The following is a 20,370-nucleotide window of genomic DNA, read 5'->3' as shown; positions in this document are numbered from 1 at the left end:
AATCATCTTACTAATTTGACTAGAATAATATTAAGGACTTGTCGAAACATGGCGAGTCTTTTTTATCAGAGAAAAAGTGATTAAGTAGTAATATTTAGATAATGATATGATGCTAATAGTGTAGAAGTGACTACAACCAAAGGATATAATCCTTGTGGTAGGCGTTACAATTAGACACAAGATAAATATACATAAATAATTGGGAATATGATAGTAATGAAAATATTCAGGAGGAAAGAAAAATGAAATATACGGGGATAATTCCTGAATCTTGGAAGGATTTACAGGACTGTGTATCAAAGTTTTTTAATGAGGCAGGCTATGTTGCAATGACTCCTTATAACATTGAAACTGTTAGAGGAAAAGTTGAAGTTGATGTTTACGTAGAAGCTCCAAATGAAATTGCTAAAAAAATTATATGTGAGTGCAAATATTGGAATACCCCTGTCCCAAAAGAAAAAGTACATGCATTTAGAACAGTAGTGTATGATTCAGGGGCTACATTAGGTATGCTAATATCAAAGAATGGTTTTCAATCAGGTGCAATTGATGCTGCAAAATGCTCTAATGTAATACTATTGACATGGGAAGAATTTATAAATACCTTAAGTGACAAGTGGTTAACTACTCAGCTGAAAAAAATAAAAAAAATATCTGCACCATTATCTGTATATTTAGATCCACTAGATTTCCCTTTTGAACGGTTAAGAGAAGAAGATAAGGAAAGGTATCTGAATGCATGTAATACGTATAGTGAATTAAGAAGTACCTGTTGGATGGTAAAGAAGTCTGATTTAATAAATGATGAAGATAATAACTATTGCAGATTTAAGGAGTTTAGTGCAATTGATAAGTATCTAGAGTACCTTTTATGTGAAGTTAAGTGTGCATTAAGAGAATTTGAAACAATACTTGATAGTTCAAATATTTCTATCCCAGAATATAAATTTGAAGAAAGTGATGCATATTTATATATGTTTTTAGAATAGAAAATATTGTTTTGACCATACTCCCAACTAGGAGGTGGTCTTTCTTTATGCAACAAAATAAATCAGAACAGCAACTACAAGATCAAATAAAGCAACTTATTAAACAAATCCAACCTAAGCCACTAAATAGTACTAATCATACTATGCATTCTATAAAGTGTAAGAACTGTATCTATAAATATTGGAATATGTTGTGATATGTAAGAGAACAGAAATTAATTTATTTTGTTTTACTAGGAGACAGTATCAATTCTTAAGTATTAAATTTAACGTATAATAAAAAAGTATTAAAAGTATTGACATATATGACGAATAGGCATATTATATGGTGTATAGAAACTGATAAACGTTAGATTTAATACTATACAGGAGTGATATACATGAGCAAAACCTACGGATATTGCAGAATAAGTACAAAGCAACAGAACATAGAAAGACAAGTGAGAAACATTCAATTAGCCTATGAAGATGCAATTATTGTAAAAGAAGCATACACAGGTACAAAGGTAGAGGGTAGAAAAGAATTTACTAAACTACTAAAAGCAGTTAAAGCAGGTGATACAATCGTATTTGACAGTGTGAGTCGTATGAGTAGAAATGCAGAAGATGGTGTGAATCTTTACATGGAACTATTCAATAGGAATATTAACTTAGTATTTCTTAAAGAGGGATACATTAATACAGATGTATACAGAAGTAAGCTGGATATAAACCTTCCTACAACAGATAGTGAAATAGCTAATATGTATTTAAAAACAACAGAACAGGTATTAATGTTATTGGCTAAAGAGCAAATCATAATAGCTTTTGGACAAGCACAAAAAGAGGTTGATGATTTAAGGGAAAGAACAAGTCAAGGGATTGAAACAGCAAGAAGGAACGGTAAACAAATTGGGCAGGAGCAAGGAGCTAAGTTGGTTACTAAGAAGTCAATTCAAGCCAAAGAGCAAATTATAAAGTATTCAAAGGACTTTAAAGGAACATTAAACGATATAGCGGTTATGAAGTTAGTAGGCATAGCAAGAAATACTTATTACAAATATAAAAGGGAGATAGTAGAAAAACAAGGCAATAAATAAGCCTTGTTTTTTTATTTAAGAGTATAATATAGATCTACCTAGTAAGTCAGTTAATCTATTGAAAAACATAGCTTTATAGGTTTACTGATATTATTTTTAGTGAAAGTAAAACCATCTTATACCGAGCTAATGTTATGAATTATTTATAAAACTAATCTCCGTTGCTTTAATTATCTTGAAAGGTATAAATGTCCATAAGTACATAGCTAGATAAAAAATATGGTGTTTTTGGTACGTAAAATCAATGCATAGAGAGGCGTATATTTCCACTAAACGTATATTTAGACACATACATATCTTTATAGTTATTCTACATACATACTAGAATGTTTTGGTTTGAAAGCTACTGCTCAAATTGATTTATATAATTATTGTTTGTCGAAGAACTTACTGTTTACCGCTTCAAACTATACATACACGAAATACCTTATATTTATTTAAGAATGTCGAGCGGTGCAAAAAAATATTTATGAAATTGAATGATTTTGATATTATTAGTAGTTATGATTTGGGTATAAGTATTAATATTTTAAAGGGTTTAATTATCAAATATTAAATCAATCTAAATTTTGATAATATTACATAAAAATAGTACAATAGTAGATAAAGTATCAAGTAAAGTAACCACAAACAGTTTCAAAGTGGGGTGAAGATATTACTACTATTTTTAATTTAAAATAATATGAATGAAAGGATTGATTTAATGGCAAATAAAAATATGAAAAGCATCACATTGAAGTATTAAAAGAAACTAAGATTGAAAATTACTTTGATGCACCAAGAGGAACATATGTAACTGAGTTGTTTGAATTTCATTGGCAGAACTGGAAAGCAGGTGAACAAATATTACTTTCAGCACCGATGGGGAGTGGAAAGTCCTACTTCATATATAAGGTATTAATTCCTAGTATTACTAATAAAAAAATTCTTATATTATCCAATAGGAGAAAACTAAGATTGCAATATAGAAAATATCTGAATATAGAAATTGATGATAATGAAATAATTAGTAGTAATATTGTTAATGGTAATACTATCGATAATATGTGTTATCAGACTTTAGAAGATAATATATGTCAAGGTAAAACTGTACAACACTATGATTTTATCATATGTGACGAATGTCATTACTTTTTAACAGATGCATGGAACTGTACTACTGATGTTAGTTTTAGGTGGATTGAAGCACAACACAATGCAACAAGAATATTTATGTCTGCAACTGGAAAAGAAGTGTTTAAAATGTTTGAAATTTGTGAAGTTGATACTAAGAACTATTATATTGAACCTGACTACGACTACATGAATGTACATTATTTCAATGTAGATGGTACAGAAATGGTTGAATATCTACTGCTTCATGAAGACATTAATACAGAAAACAAAATTCTTTATTTTAGTAGCAACAAGTCAAAAGCAAAAGTGCTTTATGAACGTTACAAAGATATTGCCTCCATAACTGCATCTGAATATAACAGAAAATCCTTTGAAAATACAGAAGATGCTTTTAAAGACAATAAATGCCTAAAAATATTATCGATTACAACCTCATGCTTAGATAATGGTATTGATATAAAAGATGATACACTAAAGCATATTGTAGTAGATATTTGGGATTTAACTACTGCAATACAATGTTTAGGCCGTAAGCGCTTAATAAATGGTGAAAAAAGTGTAAATGTTTATATTAGAAACTGGAACAGAAGTATAGTACAAGGTTTGATAAATGGTAAAAGAAACGAGCTAAACAATTTGGTGGAATATCAAAAAAAATATAATAGTTATAGGCGCATAAACAAGCTTGTAAATGGATTTTACTTTTACAATGGCGAGTTGCATTTAAACGTACTTTATGAGCGATATGTGAATATACAGTTAAAAAATTTACAAATGTATCAACATAATGTCGAAGTTGTATCAGAAATGGAGCATGGTTTAGTTGTTTCTACAGATTGGATAAGTGGCTACATTAATGAAGCACAGGCAATTCTGCACTTACATGAATATTCATTGATTGATATTAAAGCATCTACATTAGAACAGGAAATTTCAAATAAGCTTAGTTGCATTGTAGATAAACCATTTATTGGCGCAAAAGGCAAAAAAGATATAGCAGAAATCATTGGTTTAAAGGATAAAAAAGGTCAATTAATTAGTGGTGTAAGTACATTAAATACTTATTTACAACAAAATAGTATTCCTTATATGATAGTACAAAATAGGAAAATGATAAAAGGGAAAAAAACTACAATTTATACTATCGTAGAATGTGAAGCAGAAATTAATGGTTTAACAGAATGATAGAATAACTGGACAAAAAATATAGGAAGTCTATTTATTATAGAATACCCTTAAAATTTGTCCCCTTTTTAAATTTACACTAAATAACAATATTAACGTTTATATTTTATATAATGGACGTTCTAAGTAGTAGCAGATAATATATGAGGGGTATAAAGTTAGGCGAAAAATAGTATCTATGTTTATCTTTAAAAGACTATTCATTACGTATTAGTAAGCCTTACGCTACGCTGCGGCAACACACACGCACACCTTTAAAGATGTGCGTGTCATTGCAAAAAAACACTTTTTCAATGAGATCAGGATTATTTGTTTATATTCAAATGAGAATATTGTACTAAAAGATAGGACTTAGCAAATAAAGTTAAGTTCTTTTTTTATTGGGATAATATATTATCATGACTGATTTTGACAAAAAGTTCATACATAAATTGATATAATAGTTTAAATATGAACTACTTTAATTTTGAAAGGATTTACATAGGGCATTTAGGACTATTCAAGGTTGAGATTTTATGAGGATAATGTAGATGTGATTTGTAGGTGGTGATAGTAGTTTGGTGGATTGGAAAGAGAGATATTAGCTAAATAATTAAATGTAGAAGGTGATATTTTGAATATATTATTGATAGGAAATGGATTTGATCTAGCACATAAGTTACCTACTAAATATACAGATTTTTTGGACTTTATAAAAGTTATATATATAAAAAAAGATAGTGTAATGCAAATAGTTGATATGGCTATGGCTGAAAGTTATCCCAATCTTAATCCATTAATAAGAAGATGGTTTGCAGAAAAGAATACAACATCAGAGAGTCGTTACGATTTACAAAGAATGCAAGAGCTAGTTAGTAATAATATTTGGGTAGAGTATTTTTTGGATAAAGTAGCAGATGATGGAGACAGATGGGTTGACTTTGAAGGAGAAATATTAGAGGTAATTAAAAGCTTAGATTATATGAAGAGGATAAGAGGAAAAAAAGAGTTAAACCATCATGATCTAAAGAAATATGAGTTAGAAAAGAAGCTAATTCGTATAATCGAGAATGCTAACCTATATAGCAATATATCATTAGAAGGAAAGCGAATAAAGATAGATGTTAATAACTTAAACGAGCAAGAATACTATAACAATATTATTAAATATCTACAAGGTGACTTACTCCGGCTTATAAAATGTTTAGAAATATATTTAGTTTATTGTATGGATTCTAAGTCCATTGAAGAAAGAACCACAGATATTGCAGAGTTATCCATTGATAAGGTGGTAAGTTTTAATTATACAGATACATTTAGGTTATTATATGCTACTAACATTAACAGTATAGAATATGACTTTATTCATGGAAAAGTGGGCGATAAAGATAAATTTAGTTTTAACATCCAAGATAATAATATGGTTTTAGGAATAGATGAATATCTTGATGATAGTAGAAAAAATATAGATGTTGATTATATTCAATTTAAAAAGTATTTTCAACGTATTCACAAGGAAACAGGCTGTAAATATAAGATGTGGATTAAAGAAATGCAAGAGGATGACGAGAAGAAATATAATGAAATCATATCGATACAACCTAAAGCAGATAAGGAAATGACAAGAAAACTATGTTTACGTCATAATCTTTATATATTTGGGCATTCGCTTGATGTTACAGATAAAGATATATTAAAAGAACTAATATTGAATGAAAATGTAATAACAACAATATTCTATCTGAATAAGCAAGTCTATGCTCAACAAATAGCAAACTTAGTGAAAGTAATAGGCCAAGATGAGTTAATTAAACGAGTAAGTGGACCTAATAAAACTATTATATTTAAAAAGCAACAAGATATGATACCTATAGAGTAACTTGAAGACTGGTGATAGTAGTGTGAAGGATTGGTAGAAATAAATTTATTTTAGTTTATAAAACGAATTAGGAAGAAAAAAACTTTATTTTTAGAAGGAGTGTTTAAAATGAGTTTAGGTATAGAAACTGCAAAAGAATTTATTGATTATATGTATGAGAGAGTTAGTGACTTGAGACATAATAATACTAAAGACGAGTTGACGCAGATAGTTTTAGATGTTTTAAGAGAATTACAAAGAAGTGAATATCCTGAATTAGGGATAGGAATTGAAGTAAGAAAAGATGAACTTTCACCAGATATACTGGTTACATGGGGAATAGAAGGTCTGGTTTTATTAAATTTTTCAGAGCGGAAGATTGATGATGAAGATAAGATTCTTTTTTGGGTAAGAATGAATGAACAAGGACGTGATAAAAGGAAGGAGACAAAAGGATATATTGCTGGTATTCAGCCTAAAAAGGCAAAGAAAATTTTTGACAAGATGAATCAAGTTGGTAGAGAATTTGTTGAGGTTGATTTGCCGACGAGTTCGTCTTATATTTTTGACCAAGATATAAATAAATGCTTGGAAGTAGTAGAAGAGATTATTAAGATATGTATTAAAGAAAGGGTGGATTTAATAAAAGAAGAAAATAAAGAGTTAAGTATGGCTTATAGAAGTGTACAAAATTGCAAGCTTTGTGAAGTTATATTTGCTCCCCACCCTACTAATTAAACTATAATGTAAACCTATACTACAAACCACGTGCCCAAACAAGAGATACAAAATGTCTAAAATGAAAAATATGCAGAGATATTTTAATAAGTACTAGTGAGAGGTGATGAATAGTGCAATTATCTGATATTAATGGATGGATGGGGCATTGGTATTTACCGAGTAACAAAGATAATAATATAAATGGCATATTAGAATTTAGTGATGGAAAAATTAAATTACGAACAATTGGGTATTTTAAAGGCTTGAGAGATTTAGAGGCAAATGAATATTTATCAATTTGTGGATATTTATTTAATGGAAAATCAATCTCATTATTATCATGCTCTAAACCTAGACAACAGTTATCTATACCAGGAATGTGTCTATTCGAGTATAGTCCTTCAATAGTAATAATAGGAAATGAATTTAGTAGTATAGAAGATATTTCTTTAAACTCAATAACAATTCACTTTATCGGTCTCGAAGAATGGTTAGCGCATGGAATTTTTTCAATAGCTAAAGATCCACAAAATAATAATTTTAATATGAACTATTCAATGCCATCTTCGTGTGAAGCTGATATGGGTGAGTATTATATAAAGTTTGATTATAACTTTAACATCCATTGTGATAAATTTAAAGAGTTAAGTGCTGTTCATAAGGCAGGTGTGAAATTTGAGTTTAAGGAAACCTCATCATGGAAGCAAGCTATGGATGCAGTTTGTAATTTTAAGACTTTTGTAACATTATGTTTAGGAACGGAAATACAAATAGATTCCATTAGTGCAAAAGATGGGGATAATCAAAAGTTTGATGTGTTTTATAACACAAATATTAATTCAAATATCAAGTTGAAAAATTGGTTTTTTATATATTTTAATGATATAAAAGATATAGATAAACCATTTATAAAACTAAATAATGTTGTAATATTTCAGGAAATAAGTAGGACTAAAATACCTACTTATATTCTGGACTTGAAGTAGTAATTTCTGGGATTAACGATGTTTTTAATTAGCCCTTTATCATCATTGAATTGATTATATAGATGATTAACTTCTTCAAAGAGTGCATCAGTACTCTCTTTAGCACCTACTGTATACACTTTATTCTTAAGCAAGTTCCAAATGTTTTCTTGTGGATTAAGTTGTGGTGAATAAACGGGGGTATTAATAAGTACTAACCTATTAGTATTTTGACTCCAGAACTCTTGAATCTCATGATTATTATGTGTTTTAGCATTATCTAAAACAACATACACCTTCTTTCCAAGATTACGTTCTAATAGTTCACTTAAAAATTCTTTTATTTCTTTACCTTTGATAGTATGTGCTGCATCATATATATCGGCTATTGTATCAAAGTTTTTGGTTATTTCTGTTGCACCAATAATATTAACCCCTTGATGAGAACCATTGCTTTCTAAGATAGGGGACACCCCAACTGGACTCCAAGTTCTCCTGTTATCAGATTCTGTTCTTAGGGCAGTTTCGTCCATAACATACAAAACACTATCAGAATCGTTTTCTACAGTACTCGTAGTTTCTATCATTTTTTTAAACGATTCTTGCTCAGATTTTACACCTTTACTTGGTCTTTTTTGAGCTCGTTTGAAGCTATAGTTGTTTTTATGAAGTGTATCTCTAATACATTGTGGGCATAGCCTTATCCCGTAGTTTTGATTAAGATAATCTGATAAAAGCTTGGCAGTCCAAACATTGCCTAGAAACTCAAAATCATTAGGGATATTATGCTGAACCACTTCTAAAAGATCATGTTCCATTTCAGCTGTCATTTTGCAATTAGAAGGGGTTCTACCTCTATAGTCTTCTAAAGAAGAAATACCAAGCTCATTCCAACGATTTATATAGGTATAAACAGTAATTAAACGTACTGCAAGAAAATCTGCAATTTGTTTAACTGAATTGCCTTCTATAAGCATAACAACTGTCGTAAGAACATTCCTACCTATCTCTGTAGAATAAGATCTTCTTAATTTTTTAGTTCTTCTAACGAGTATCCATGAAGTTCAGCTGTTACGGAAGTTGTTCTGCTCATAAATGTCATCTCCTAATCCTTTTTTACTTAGGATATGAAAAATAACAGAAATCATACAAACATATAACAGTATTTAAAATGGTTTATCTATAACTTTAATGAATGTATGAATGTTTGGAATGATAAAATAAAAATTATTTCACCTGTAGTTAATTATTTTGTTGAGGCACATAATGAACCTACAAGTATAGTTTCAGGTTTTTTAAGAATGGTTCAAGCATTAGAATCGTACTCAAGAAGATGTAGAAAATGTACATTGATACCTCCTGAGGAACATGAAAAAAGGATTAGCGAAATATTAGAATCAATTGAAGATGCAAATAACCAAGAATGGTTAAGAAAGGTACTAAGTACACCAATAATTAATGAACCAAGTTGTCAACAACGCATTACCACTTTGTTTAAAGAAATTTCAGGTATATTAAACGTTTCAAATAGTAAGATTAAAACCTTAAGTTATAGAATCGTGACTAGTCGAAATTACTATACACACTTTAATGAATCTTTAAAGGAGAATATTTTATCTGATACTGATCTGTATTATAGTACAGTATTAATGAGATATGTACTTCGGATACTTATTATGCGTGAATTGAGTTTCAATGATGAATATATTAGTGAAAATATCTTAAAGGATAGCGAGATCCATATTGCAATGGGTGAATTAGGAATTACGAACAAATTTATTGCTTGTAAGGTAAGTACATCAATAGAATAAGATGGATATTGATACTTGTAATAACTTACATATATATAAAAGGAGGGTGACATCATGGCTCGTCCAGCAAGGAACATAGCAACAAGAGTAGGCGTATGAGTAAAGGTGATAGTATATAAATAAAAGACTTAGATTAATTTCTAAGTCTTTTTTATTATGAAATAATTATTTATAGCAGTTTACTATCTCTTTGTCTTATTCTTGATTTTTTCTGAATAAATAGTATCTAAAGGATTTATCATGTCATAATCTTTAATATCAGTAGCATAAATTTCTATATAATTTTTAACAACGGTCAAATCTTTCCATCCGCCTAATTTTTGTAAGGTGAAGGTGTCTATTCCATTCAATACACATTGTTTAGCAAAATATCTTCTAAAAGCATGAATAGATGTTATATTTACTCCTCTTGACCGATTGTAGTTTTTTATTGCAGTTATAAGGGTGTCTTTAGTGAGTTGTTTATTTTCTACTGTAGGAAAAAGATAATCTTCACTTGTTCCTTCACGATAAGTAAGGTATTCGACAAGGTGCTTACACAACATGGATGACAAAGGAATAATTTGTTGATGCCTATTTTTTGTATGTCTCAATGTCACAAGTTTATTGTCTATGTCTAAATCGCCTATTTTGATGTTGGTTAATGTAGATAGTCTATTACCAGTAGAGACTAAATAATGTACTATCATCCAGTTTCTATATTCGGCAAAGCTACACTTTTTTACATTAGGCTTTTTAATTAGAGTTAAAATCTGTTCTGTTGAATAGGTTTCTTTGACCTCTTTATCAACACGTATTAACTGGACTTTAATTTTGGGTAGGGCATTAATAGAATACCCATAGTTTAACATTGTTCGTAGTCCTTTTAGTCTCGTATTAACACTATTAAGATTGTTAGTTTGTTTTAAATAAAGTATATAATCTTGTATTAATAGAGAGTCGATTTCATCTAACTGGATGTTAGGGTTAAATTTACAGATGGAGTTATAGCTGGTTTCGTAATAAATAATAGTTTTTGGAGATACATTTTTGATTTTACAATGTTTGATAAAGTGTAAAAATAGTTCTTCAAATGTGGTTATTTCGTGTTTCCTCATTTCAATTTTAGGCATAAAAAAACCCCTTTCTACTACGCTTGACTCATTAGATTTACATCAAATAGTCATGTGTGTAAAAAGGGTGTCATTTAAATAACTCAAAGCCTTGATTATACTACATTATTAATACCGCTGGCCGGACTCGAACCGGCATGTATTTCTACGCCTGATTTTGAGTCAGGTGCGTCTGCCATTTCGCCACAGCGGCTTAAGTCATTATGTTAAGCAATGACAAAAATTATATTACCATATTTTACTCATGCTGACAAGAGACTTTATAAGACTTTTTTAGAAACAGTATTAGGGGAAGTACTAGTTATAATAAAAACATTGTATCATTTCTGATTATCCTTTAGAATAAGTAGGAAGTTATAGGATTAATGAAAGGGGGAATTGCAGCGTGAAAAATATGAATGAAGAACAGCTTATTAAAGTAGCTGCTAAAGGTGATATGGAAGCCTTTGAAATGCTTATTGGCCAATATGAAAAGAAAATCTATGCTTTATGCTTGCACCTTTTGAAGGACCCTGAAGAAGCCTATGATGCAGCACAAGAAGTATGTATTAAAGTATGGAGACAAATTGCCAATTTTGAAGGACAAGCCAAATTCAGTACTTGGCTTTATCGTATAGGAACAAATCAATGTCTAGATTTAATAAGAAAAAATAAAAAGAGAAGTCAAGATATTTCACTTTTTCAAAAAGATGAAGCTAGTGAAGAAGAATGGATGATCGAGTCACCCAAGCAAGAAGAAGGTGTAGAAGAAAAAGTAGAAAAAAAGGCCTTACAAGAAGTTGTTCAATTGGGTCTAAAGGAATTAAAAGAAGATTATCAGGTCATTATTACGTTAAGAGATATAGAAGAACATTCTTATGAGGAAATAGCAGAAGTATTAGAGATTTCCTTAGGTACAGTAAAATCTAGATTAGCTAGAGCAAGGCAAGCATTAAAAAAAGTTTTACAGCAAAATAAGGAACCGTACCAATCATTTTTTCGTCATATCAAATAGGAAGGGAGTGTGCGGCATGAATTGTGATGAATGTAAGGAAAAATTATCGCTTTATATAGATGGAATGCTAAGTGAAGAAGAAGAAAAAGCTATAGTGGCACACCTTGACCTATGTGAGACGTGCCATGAGGAGTATAAAACATTAACAGGAATAATAAGCTTACTTAAATCATCTAAAGAAGTTGAGTTACCAAAAGGTTTTCACGAAAATTTAATAAGACGTATGAAACAGGAACAAAAAGTAATACCTATTAAAACGAAGCGTTTTAAATGGGAATATCCAGCTGGTTTAGTAGCTACATTATTAGTAGGATTTATGGCATTTGGAGGTCACTTTACAGGAAATAAAAGTAGTACAACTTCTGAAGCGCCTATGACTGCTTATAGTATGCCAGAAAGTACAGAGGAAAGTGCCGCAGAAGACATGGCAAGAGGCATTGAAAAGCAAGCAGCACCGGCTGAAGCTGCGCCTTCAGTAGTTTCTAATGAAGCAAGCAGTGGTATTCAAGAAGAAGAAAAGAGCCTTAAATCAGCTGCACTTGATGGTCAAGCAGACTCAGTGGTATGGGAAGCTACGATTAAAGATAAACCTGCTTTTTTGAAGGCAATAGAAGAGTATCTAAAAGCACAGCAATTAACTTATACGGAGGAAGAGGGTTATTTGCTTATTACAAGTACAGGTGATTATACAGCACTTTGGGAGTGGATACAGGTACAAACTGAAGTGAAACAGATTATCATTACTCATGATACAGGTAGCGATTTAAAGCTAATCTATCATGAATAAAGTCATACAAGTAAAAAGCTACAAAATATCAGAGCAATAGACTTGACAGTTAAGAGGCTTTTTGATAAATTTAACATAAAGTAGATACCAATTATTACAATGAAAAAGAGGAGTAGTAAAAATAAGAGCTTTAGCGAGATTGGGAGAGTGGAAGCCAATTGTTTCTGTTTTTATGAAGGGCGCTTTGGAGTGATAACTTTGAAAGAGGAATGCGTAAGCATTCAATAAGGGTGGAACCGCGGAAGATAACCTTTCGTCCCTTGCTTAAGGGATGGAAGGTTTTTTATATTGTCCATTCCTAGATTGAATCATTTAAGGAGGTAAATGTCATGGTAGAAAAAAACATGCAACAAATTGTAGCAGTAGCAAAATCAAGAGGTTTTGTTTATCCAGGTTCTGAAATTTATGGAGGACTTGCTAATACTTGGGATTATGGCCCACTAGGTGTTGAATTTAAAAATAATGTTAAAAAAGCATGGTGGAAGAAGTTTATTCAAGAAAGCCCATATAATGTAGGGGTAGATTGTGCACTTCTTATGAATCCACAAGTATGGGTGGCTTCAGGTCATGTTGGTGGATTTAATGATCCTCTTATGGACTGCAAAGCTTGTAAAGAGCGTTTTAGAGCAGATAAAATTATTGAAGATTATCTTGACGAACAAGGTACACCAGAAGTAGTGGATGGTTGGTCAAATGAACAAATGCAGAACTTCATTAAAGAAAAAGCTATTAAATGTCCAAGTTGTGGTGCGCATGACTTCACAGATATACGTCAATTTAACCTAATGTTTAAGACATTCCAAGGTGTAACAGAAGACTCTAAAAATGTGGTTTACTTAAGACCAGAGACAGCACAAGGAATCTTTGTTAACTTTAAAAATGTTCAAAGAACTAGCCGTAAAAAAGTACCATTTGGTATTGGCCAAGTTGGTAAATCTTTTAGAAATGAAATTACACCAGGTAACTTCATTTTTAGAACAAGAGAATTTGAACAAATGGAACTGGAATTCTTCTGTAAGCCAGGTACAGAACTTGAATGGTTTGATTACTGGAGAAGCTACTGTAAAAACTTCCTTCTTAGCCTTGGTGTAGATGAAAACAATATGAGACTTCGTGATCACTCAGCAGAAGAACTTTCTCACTATAGTAATGCCACAACAGATATTGAATTTAAATTCCCATTTGGTTGGGGAGAACTTTGGGGTATTGCAAGCCGTACAGACTTTGACCTTAAACAACATCAAGAACACTCAAAACAAGATATGACTTACTTTGACCCAACAACAAATGAAAAGTATTTACCATATGTTATTGAGCCATCTCTTGGGGCAGATCGTGTAACACTTGCATTTTTATGTGAAGCGTATGATGAAGAAACATTAGAAGATGGTGATACAAGAACGATCTTTAGATTCCATCCTGCACTCGCGCCAGTTAAAGCAGCAGTATTACCACTATCTAAGAAACTTTCTGAGGATGCCGTTAAAGTATTTGATATTCTTGCAAAAGAATTCAATGTGGAATTTGACGAAGCAGGTTCAATTGGTAAACGTTATAGAAGACAAGATGAGATTGGTACACCTTTCTGTATTACCTTTGACTTTGATTCTTTGGAGGATCAAAAAGTAACAGTACGTGATCGTGACTCTATGGCTCAAGAACGTATAGCTATTGAGGATTTAGTAGAATATATCCGTGAAAGAATGGCATTTTAATTAAAAATAATGAATAACGATAGAGAACTTATGGGCAAGACTTATAGGTTCTCTATTTTTTTATCAGAAAAACAGATCTCTCCTATATGACAAAGCATCATAGTCGAATCGTTCACTTTGATGTAATTAGGTTTTTGATTTTTTATTATCTTGTGCAATTTGTGTATAAATAATTAAAGCAAAAAGAAGAAAAATAAGACAAACCATGGCATTTCTTAAGTTGAATGAGGTTTGTTTTATAAGTTCTTTTAAATAGAAATTGTGAGATACTAAAGAAATAAGTAAATAATTCACAAAAGCTTTAGCTGATAGTAATGAAAAAATTATTAGAAAAATATAAAAATAAATATATAACATAAAATACTTTATTCAATACAGAATGTTGTGTTATAATGAACGAGAAATAAGAAATACAAGCGAGTATGATTCCGCCAAGTCAACTAAAGCTTGAAGTTTTTTATGACGCATAAAATTTAGGAGGGAAACAAATGAGTCAACAATGGGTTTATATGTTTCAAGAAGGAGAAGCAGGTAATAAGAATCTATTAGGAGGAAAAGGTGCTAACCTTGCAGAGATGACACAGCTTGGATTGCCTATTCCACATGGTTTTATAGTAACAACTGAAGCATGTACAGAGTATTATGCAAACGGTGGTTCTCTTACAGATGCTATTATGGTTCAAATCAAAGAGGCGCTTGCTAAACTTGAAGATTTAGCTGGTAAGAAATTTGGAGACACAGAGAATCCATTACTTGTATCAGTACGTTCAGGTGCGCGTGTATCAATGCCTGGTATGATGGACACTGTTCTTAACTTGGGTCTTAATGATGTGGCAGTAGAAGGTCTTGCAAAGAAAACAGGAAATACAAGATTTGCATATGACTCTTATCGCCGTTTTATTCAAATGTTCTCAGATGTTGTTATGGAAATTCCAAAACCTCGTTTTGAAAAAATTATAGATAGAATGAAAGAAGAAAAAGGTGTTCAAATGGACACTGAGCTTAATGCAGACGACCTTAAAGAAATGGTTGTTCGTTTCAAAGCACTTTACAAAGAAGAAAAAGGTGTGGAATTCCCACAAGAACCAGAACATCAATTGATGGAAGCTATTAAAGCAGTATTCCGTTCTTGGATGAATCCTCGTGCTATTGTTTACAGAAGAATGAATGATTACCCATCTGATTGGGGTACAGCAGTAAACGTACAAATGATGGTATTTGGTAATATGGGTAACACATCTGGTACAGGTGTTGCTTTCACAAGAAACCCTTCTACAGGTGAAAATAAAATTTATGGTGAATACCTCATTAATGCACAAGGTGAAGACGTTGTTGCTGGTATTCGTACACCAAACCCAATTACACAACTTGAACAAGATATGCCAGATGTATATCAAGAGTTCACAGAGATTTATACTAAGCTTGAAAATCATTATCGTGATATGCAAGATATGGAATTCACAGTTGAAGAAGGCAAATTGTTCTTCCTTCAAACACGTAATGGTAAAAGAACAGCTGGGGCTGCTCTAAAAATTGCAGTTGATTTAGTTGCAGAAGGCAAGATTACAGAAGAAACAGCTGTTTGCCGTGTAGAACCAAAACAACTTGATCAATTACTTCACCCTAACTTTGATCCAAAAGCACTTAAAGCTGCAACAGTAATCGGTAGTGCGCTTCCAGCATCTCCAGGAGCAGCAGCAGGTAAAGTTTATTTCACAGCAGAAGATGCTAAGAATGCAGCAGCAGCTGGTGAAAGAGTTATCTTAGTTCGTCTTGAAACATCTCCAGAAGATATTGAGGGTATGGCAGCAGCTCGTGGTATCTTAACTGTACGTGGCGGTATGACTTCACATGCAGCAGTAGTTGCTCGTGGTATGGGTACATGCTGTGTATCTGGATGTGGTGAGATTAAAATTGATGAAGAAGCTAAAACCTTTGCATTAGGTGGCAATACATATAAAGAAGGAGATTATATCTCTTTAGATGGTTCAACAGGTAATATCTATGGTGAAGATGTAGCAACTATTGAACCAGAAATCACAGGTGATTTTGAAACACTTATGGCTTGGGCAGATAAAGCAAGAGTACTTAAAGTACGTACAAATGCTGACACACCAAGAGATGCAAGAAATGCTGTTAAATTTGGTGCAGAAGGTATCGGTCTTTGCCGTACAGAGCATATGTTCTTTGAAGAAGATCGTATTATGAAGATTCGTAAAATGATTGTATCTAAAACAGAAGCAGAAAGAAGAGAAGCACTTAAAGGCCTTCTTCCACTTCAAAGAGGTGACTTTGCAGGTATTTATGAGGCAATGGAAGGTAGACCAGTAACCATCCGTCTTCTTGATCCACCACTTCATGAATTCGTTCCACATACAGATGAGGATATTGCAGATCTTGCAAAAGAAATGGGTCTTACATTTGAAGACCTTAAAGCAACTGTAGAAGGACTTCATGAATTCAACCCAATGATGGGTCACCGTGGTTGTCGTCTTGCTGTTTCTTATCCAGAAATTGCAGAAATGCAAGCACGCGCTATCATTGAAGCTGCTGTACAAGTGAAACAAGAGAAGGGATATGATGTTGTACCAGAAATCATGATTCCACTTGTAGGTGAAAAGAAAGAACTTAAATTTGTTAAAGATATCGTTGTTAAAACAGCAGATGAAGTTATCAAAGAAGCTGGTATCGAAATGGAATACCATGTAGGTACAATGATTGAAATCCCACGTGCTGCACTTACAGCAGATGCTATTGCTGAGGAAGCTGAATTCTTCTCATTTGGTACAAACGACTTAACACAAATGACATTTGGTTTCTCTCGTGATGATGCTGGTAAATTCTTAGAAGATTACTATGGAAAAGGTATTTATGAAAGCGATCCATTTGCTAGACTTGACCAAACAGGTGTAGGTCAATTGGTACAAATGGCAGCTGAAAAAGGCCGTAAAACACGTCCAAATATTAAACTTGGTATTTGTGGTGAACATGGTGGTGATCCATCATCAGTTGAATTCTGCCATAAAGTAGGACTTAACTATGTATCTTGTTCTCCATTCCGTGTACCAATTGCAAGACTTGCTGCAGCACAAGCAGCTATTAAAAATCGTTAATTCATTTCGAGCAAAAATCATATAGCACAAAAAGGGGCTGTAAAAAAACAGCCTCGAAACAAGGAGCAGGTCGCCTGTAGCGACCTGCTCCTTGTTTTTTAATAGATTTATTATCATTATCACAAAATTAGAAGTCACTTATTAAGCCTATGGTTTTATAGGCTTTAAATGATGATATTATATCCGTTTTTTATGCAGCTATGGATGTCCGATGTTTCTTGTTATGATACTTATAGAGGTTGTATCCACAAGAGATTAACGTGAATTCTAAAATGACAGCTTTTTCACCTCGCCGAAATAATCTTTTATAAGATCTATCCCACTTAATTATCCCAAATGTCCCCTCTGATTGAATACTTCTGTTCATACACAATAAGGCACCATGAATTGATTCTAGATTATTTATTACTTCCTTATGTATTTCTGTTAATTCTCGATTAAGGCGTACTGTTCTATTTCCATGTGATCTTTTGCAACATTCACTACGATATGGACATCCTGCACAGTCTTCACATTCATATATTTCTTCTGTTCTACCATATTGATTTTTATATATATGCCTATCACATTTATATATAAACTTTTTATTATTAGGACAGATCAGGTTTCCTTGTTCATCTCTTTTGAAATTTACTGCACGATATGGATCATAATGATATTTTTCATTCTTAGTTTCCCTCTCAAACATAGTAAATTTCATATATTTTTCCATGCCATGTTCCTCACAATAAAGATAATTATTATAAGAACCATATCCTGCGTCAGCAACAGGATACGTTGGATAATGACCATAAGTAGCATTAAACTTTTCCATTAAAGGTTGAAAACATTCCATGTCTGAAGCATAAGGTTTTGCGTCTATTACAGCTATATATTCATCACATATGGAAGCCTGCATGTTGTAAGCAGGAAGGAGCTGGTCATTTCCCATATAATCACGTTTGATTCTCATAAAAGTTGCATCGTGATCAGTTTTTGAATAACTATTTCTTCGCTCACCACATACTTCGAGGTGCTTTGCATATTTCTTGAGGCGTTCTAGATACCCCTGCATTTCCTGATACTGTTTTTGATGGATACTTTTCTTATGCCCCGCTCCGGAAACAAATTTTGAAACCTCTAGATTTATTGCCTTCTGATAATTTTCAAGCAATGCCTCAACGTAATCAATCGCATATTCATCTCTTTTTTCTAACTTCACATTAAGAAAACTAAGAACCTCTGAATTCATTGTATCGATGAGTAATGAGATCTTTTCGAACACTTTGTTTCTATTTTTGATGCAAGATTTCTTCCATACCCAGGTATAGCGATTAGCATTAGCTTCAATCTTTGTTCCATCGATGTAAGTGTGATGTAAATCCACATGCTCTTGATTAAAAATATAAGAATTGATATCAATGAAGATTTGTTCAATTGAAGTCGTTAATTCATTACGAATAAAGTTGCCGAAAGTAGCAAAAGATGGAGCTTTCATTCCGTCAAGAAGATACATATATCTGATGTCTGTACGACAGAGTTTTTCAATATTTCTTAAAGAACTAATGCCATGCTCCATAAAAGTGAAAAGTATAATCTTAAGCATTTTATCTGAATCACATCTTGGACGACCTGTTTTGCAGTCCTTCTCTACAAAATATCGTGTTAGGTCAATGTGATCCATTACTTCGCATAAAGTATATACTGGATCTGAAATATCAATTATTTTTTCGATATCCAATGGTAATTTTAGCTGTCTTGGTGTAAAATTATCATTGGTATTTTTGTTTAGTAGCATAAATAAATTATACCAAAAAAATCGCTGAAGTCTTACGACCTCAGCGATTTTTTCGTTAGGGGAGTTTTTTTACATCCCCTTTTTGTGTAGTAAACAAATGGATTTACTATTGAGAAAAAGTATTTAAATATGTTACAGTGGAATAAATCAAAATACTATAAAATGACACAAAGGAGTCTTTAGATAATGACAAAAGAGACATTCACCTTTCCATCTGCTAATGGAAAAAACCAAATTTATGTCAAGCTATGGAAACCAGAAAAAGAACCTATTAAAGGTATATTACAAATTTCTCATGGTATGATTGAGCATATTGAACGTTATGATGAATTTGCGGTTTTTTTAGCTAGCAGAGGTTTTTTGGTAGTGGGAAATGATCATATGGGGCATGGTCAATCTGTTAGTAATTCAGAAGAATGGGGTTATTTTGCTAAAGAAGATAGCAGCAAGAAAGTAGTAGAAGACCTACATGCTTTAACGTTAAAGATGAAATCTAAATATCCAGGAGTGAAATATTTTGTTTTAGGCCATAGCATGGGTTCCTTTATGATTAGGCGCTACTTAATGACTTATGGTAAAGAAGTTGATGGAGCTATTATTATGGGAACAGGTATGCAACCCTTTATGAAGTTAGCCTTAGGGAAATTAATTTTAAAAGTTGTTAAAATGTTTTATGGAGAAAAGCATCGTAGTGTTTTTTTAGAACAAGTCATGTTTGGAAGCTATAATAAACGATTTAGTACAAATAAAAAAGGAAAAGAGTGGCTTACTCGAGATGAAAAAGAGGTTCAGTGCTATAGGAATGACCCGGCTTGTTCCTTTTTGTTCACAATTAATGGAATAGAAACCTTATTATCTACCTTGAGTTTTATCCAAGCAAAAGAAAATATACAATGCTTTCCCAAAAAGATTCCTATACTTATGGTATCAGGAAGAGAGGATCCCGTAGGTAATTATGGGAAGGGTGTTAAAAAGGTATTTGAAACTTATCAGCAGCATGGGGTGAAAAACATCACACTCAAATTATATGATGGTGCTAGACATGAACCACTTAATGAAACGAATAGGTATGAGGTTTATGAAATGATATATACTTATTTAAATAAGTGGTAAAAGGTATTGCTTTTTAAGAAAGTGCCTCATATAATCTTTATTAATCCATAAAAACCA

At 32.0% G+C, this 20,370-nt stretch carries 15 protein-coding genes, 1 tRNA gene and 1 other annotated feature; of the genes, 12 read left to right on the top strand and 4 right to left on the bottom strand.

What is annotated here, in order from left to right:
* The first annotated feature begins 242 nt into the window (after positions 1 to 242).
* The 6 genes from CLOLE_RS21885 (at position 243) to CLOLE_RS11900 (ending at position 7,912) form a co-directional block, all read left to right on the top strand.
* The gene (locus tag CLOLE_RS21885; RefSeq protein WP_013657370.1) at positions 243 to 989 is read left to right on the top strand and encodes a restriction endonuclease; all 747 of its coding nucleotides are present in this window, start codon (positions 243 to 245) and stop codon (positions 987 to 989) included.
* Positions 990 to 1,369: 380 nt separating this feature from the next.
* Complete coding sequence (locus tag CLOLE_RS11920) at positions 1,370 to 2,068, top strand: recombinase family protein (RefSeq protein WP_013657368.1); 699 nt, start codon at positions 1,370 to 1,372, stop codon at positions 2,066 to 2,068.
* An 801-nt stretch (positions 2,069 to 2,869) separates the two neighbouring features.
* Positions 2,870 to 4,369, top strand: a complete 1,500-nt coding sequence (locus CLOLE_RS11915) for a DEAD/DEAH box helicase family protein (protein WP_013657367.1) — start codon at positions 2,870 to 2,872, stop codon at positions 4,367 to 4,369.
* Positions 4,370 to 4,982: 613 nt separating this feature from the next.
* Positions 4,983 to 6,227 (top strand): AbiH family protein, encoded by a 1,245-nt coding sequence (locus CLOLE_RS11910; protein ID WP_013657366.1) that lies wholly within the window; start codon positions 4,983 to 4,985, stop codon positions 6,225 to 6,227.
* 108 nt (positions 6,228 to 6,335) lie between these two features.
* Positions 6,336 to 6,944 (top strand): hypothetical protein, encoded by a 609-nt coding sequence (locus CLOLE_RS11905; RefSeq protein ID WP_013657365.1) that lies wholly within the window; start codon positions 6,336 to 6,338, stop codon positions 6,942 to 6,944.
* 113 nt (positions 6,945 to 7,057) lie between these two features.
* Positions 7,058 to 7,912: an ApeA N-terminal domain 1-containing protein gene (locus CLOLE_RS11900; protein WP_041712986.1), complete on the top strand. Its 855-nt coding sequence runs from the start codon at positions 7,058 to 7,060 to the stop codon at positions 7,910 to 7,912.
* Here CLOLE_RS11900 and CLOLE_RS11895 read toward each other — a convergent pair.
* Positions 7,891 to 8,868 carry an IS630 family transposase gene (locus tag CLOLE_RS11895; RefSeq protein ID WP_013655912.1) on the bottom strand — a complete coding sequence of 326 codons (978 nt, stop codon included), beginning with the start codon at positions 8,866 to 8,868 and terminating at the stop codon, positions 7,891 to 7,893. The genes CLOLE_RS11900 and CLOLE_RS11895 overlap by 22 nt on opposite strands.
* Positions 8,869 to 9,090: 222 nt before the next feature.
* Between CLOLE_RS11895 and CLOLE_RS11890 the strand changes: the two genes are divergently transcribed.
* A complete protein-coding gene (locus CLOLE_RS11890; protein WP_041712983.1) occupies positions 9,091 to 9,702 on the top strand; it encodes a HEPN domain-containing protein in 612 nt (203 codons plus the stop codon).
* A gap of 182 nt (positions 9,703 to 9,884) precedes the next feature.
* Here CLOLE_RS11890 and CLOLE_RS11885 read toward each other — a convergent pair whose 3' ends face one another.
* Positions 9,885 to 10,814: a tyrosine-type recombinase/integrase gene (locus CLOLE_RS11885; RefSeq protein ID WP_013657364.1), complete on the bottom strand. Its 930-nt coding sequence runs from the start codon at positions 10,812 to 10,814 to the stop codon at positions 9,885 to 9,887.
* 112 nt (positions 10,815 to 10,926) lie between these two features.
* Positions 10,927 to 11,007: transfer RNA gene (locus tag CLOLE_RS11880), tRNA-Leu, on the bottom strand.
* A 201-nt stretch (positions 11,008 to 11,208) separates the two neighbouring features.
* On the opposite strand from CLOLE_RS11880, the gene CLOLE_RS11875 reads away from it, so the two are divergent.
* The 4 genes from CLOLE_RS11875 (at position 11,209) to ppdK (ending at position 17,423) form a co-directional block, all read left to right on the top strand.
* Positions 11,209 to 11,808, top strand: a complete 600-nt coding sequence (locus tag CLOLE_RS11875; RefSeq protein WP_041713721.1) for an RNA polymerase sigma factor — start codon at positions 11,209 to 11,211, stop codon at positions 11,806 to 11,808.
* A 16-nt stretch (positions 11,809 to 11,824) separates the two neighbouring features.
* Positions 11,825 to 12,595: an anti-sigma factor family protein gene (locus CLOLE_RS11870; protein ID WP_013657362.1), complete on the top strand. Its 771-nt coding sequence runs from the start codon at positions 11,825 to 11,827 to the stop codon at positions 12,593 to 12,595.
* A gap of 90 nt (positions 12,596 to 12,685) precedes the next feature.
* Positions 12,686 to 12,859: a binding site (T-box leader), on the top strand.
* A 65-nt stretch (positions 12,860 to 12,924) separates the two neighbouring features.
* Complete coding sequence (locus CLOLE_RS11865; protein ID WP_013657361.1) at positions 12,925 to 14,310, top strand: glycine--tRNA ligase; 1,386 nt, start codon at positions 12,925 to 12,927, stop codon at positions 14,308 to 14,310.
* 488 nt (positions 14,311 to 14,798) lie between these two features.
* Positions 14,799 to 17,423, top strand: a complete 2,625-nt coding sequence (gene ppdK, locus CLOLE_RS11860; RefSeq protein ID WP_013657360.1) for a pyruvate, phosphate dikinase — start codon at positions 14,799 to 14,801, stop codon at positions 17,421 to 17,423.
* Between the two features lie 190 nt (positions 17,424 to 17,613).
* On the opposite strand, the gene CLOLE_RS11855 is transcribed toward ppdK, so the two are convergent.
* Positions 17,614 to 19,200 carry a transposase gene (locus CLOLE_RS11855; RefSeq protein ID WP_013657359.1) on the bottom strand — a complete coding sequence of 529 codons (1,587 nt, stop codon included), beginning with the start codon at positions 19,198 to 19,200 and terminating at the stop codon, positions 17,614 to 17,616.
* 186 nt (positions 19,201 to 19,386) lie between these two features.
* Between CLOLE_RS11855 and CLOLE_RS11850 the strand changes: the two genes are divergently transcribed.
* Complete coding sequence (locus CLOLE_RS11850; RefSeq protein ID WP_013657358.1) at positions 19,387 to 20,313, top strand: alpha/beta fold hydrolase; 927 nt, start codon at positions 19,387 to 19,389, stop codon at positions 20,311 to 20,313.
* The last annotated feature ends 57 nt before the right edge of the window (positions 20,314 to 20,370 follow it).

The sequence above is a fragment of the Cellulosilyticum lentocellum DSM 5427 genome, from assembly GCF_000178835.2.
GTDB classification, from domain to species: domain Bacteria; phylum Bacillota; class Clostridia; order Lachnospirales; family Cellulosilyticaceae; genus Cellulosilyticum; species Cellulosilyticum lentocellum.
Note: the sequence above shows the minus strand (reverse complement) of the source record. Positions and strands in the feature narration are given on the sequence as shown.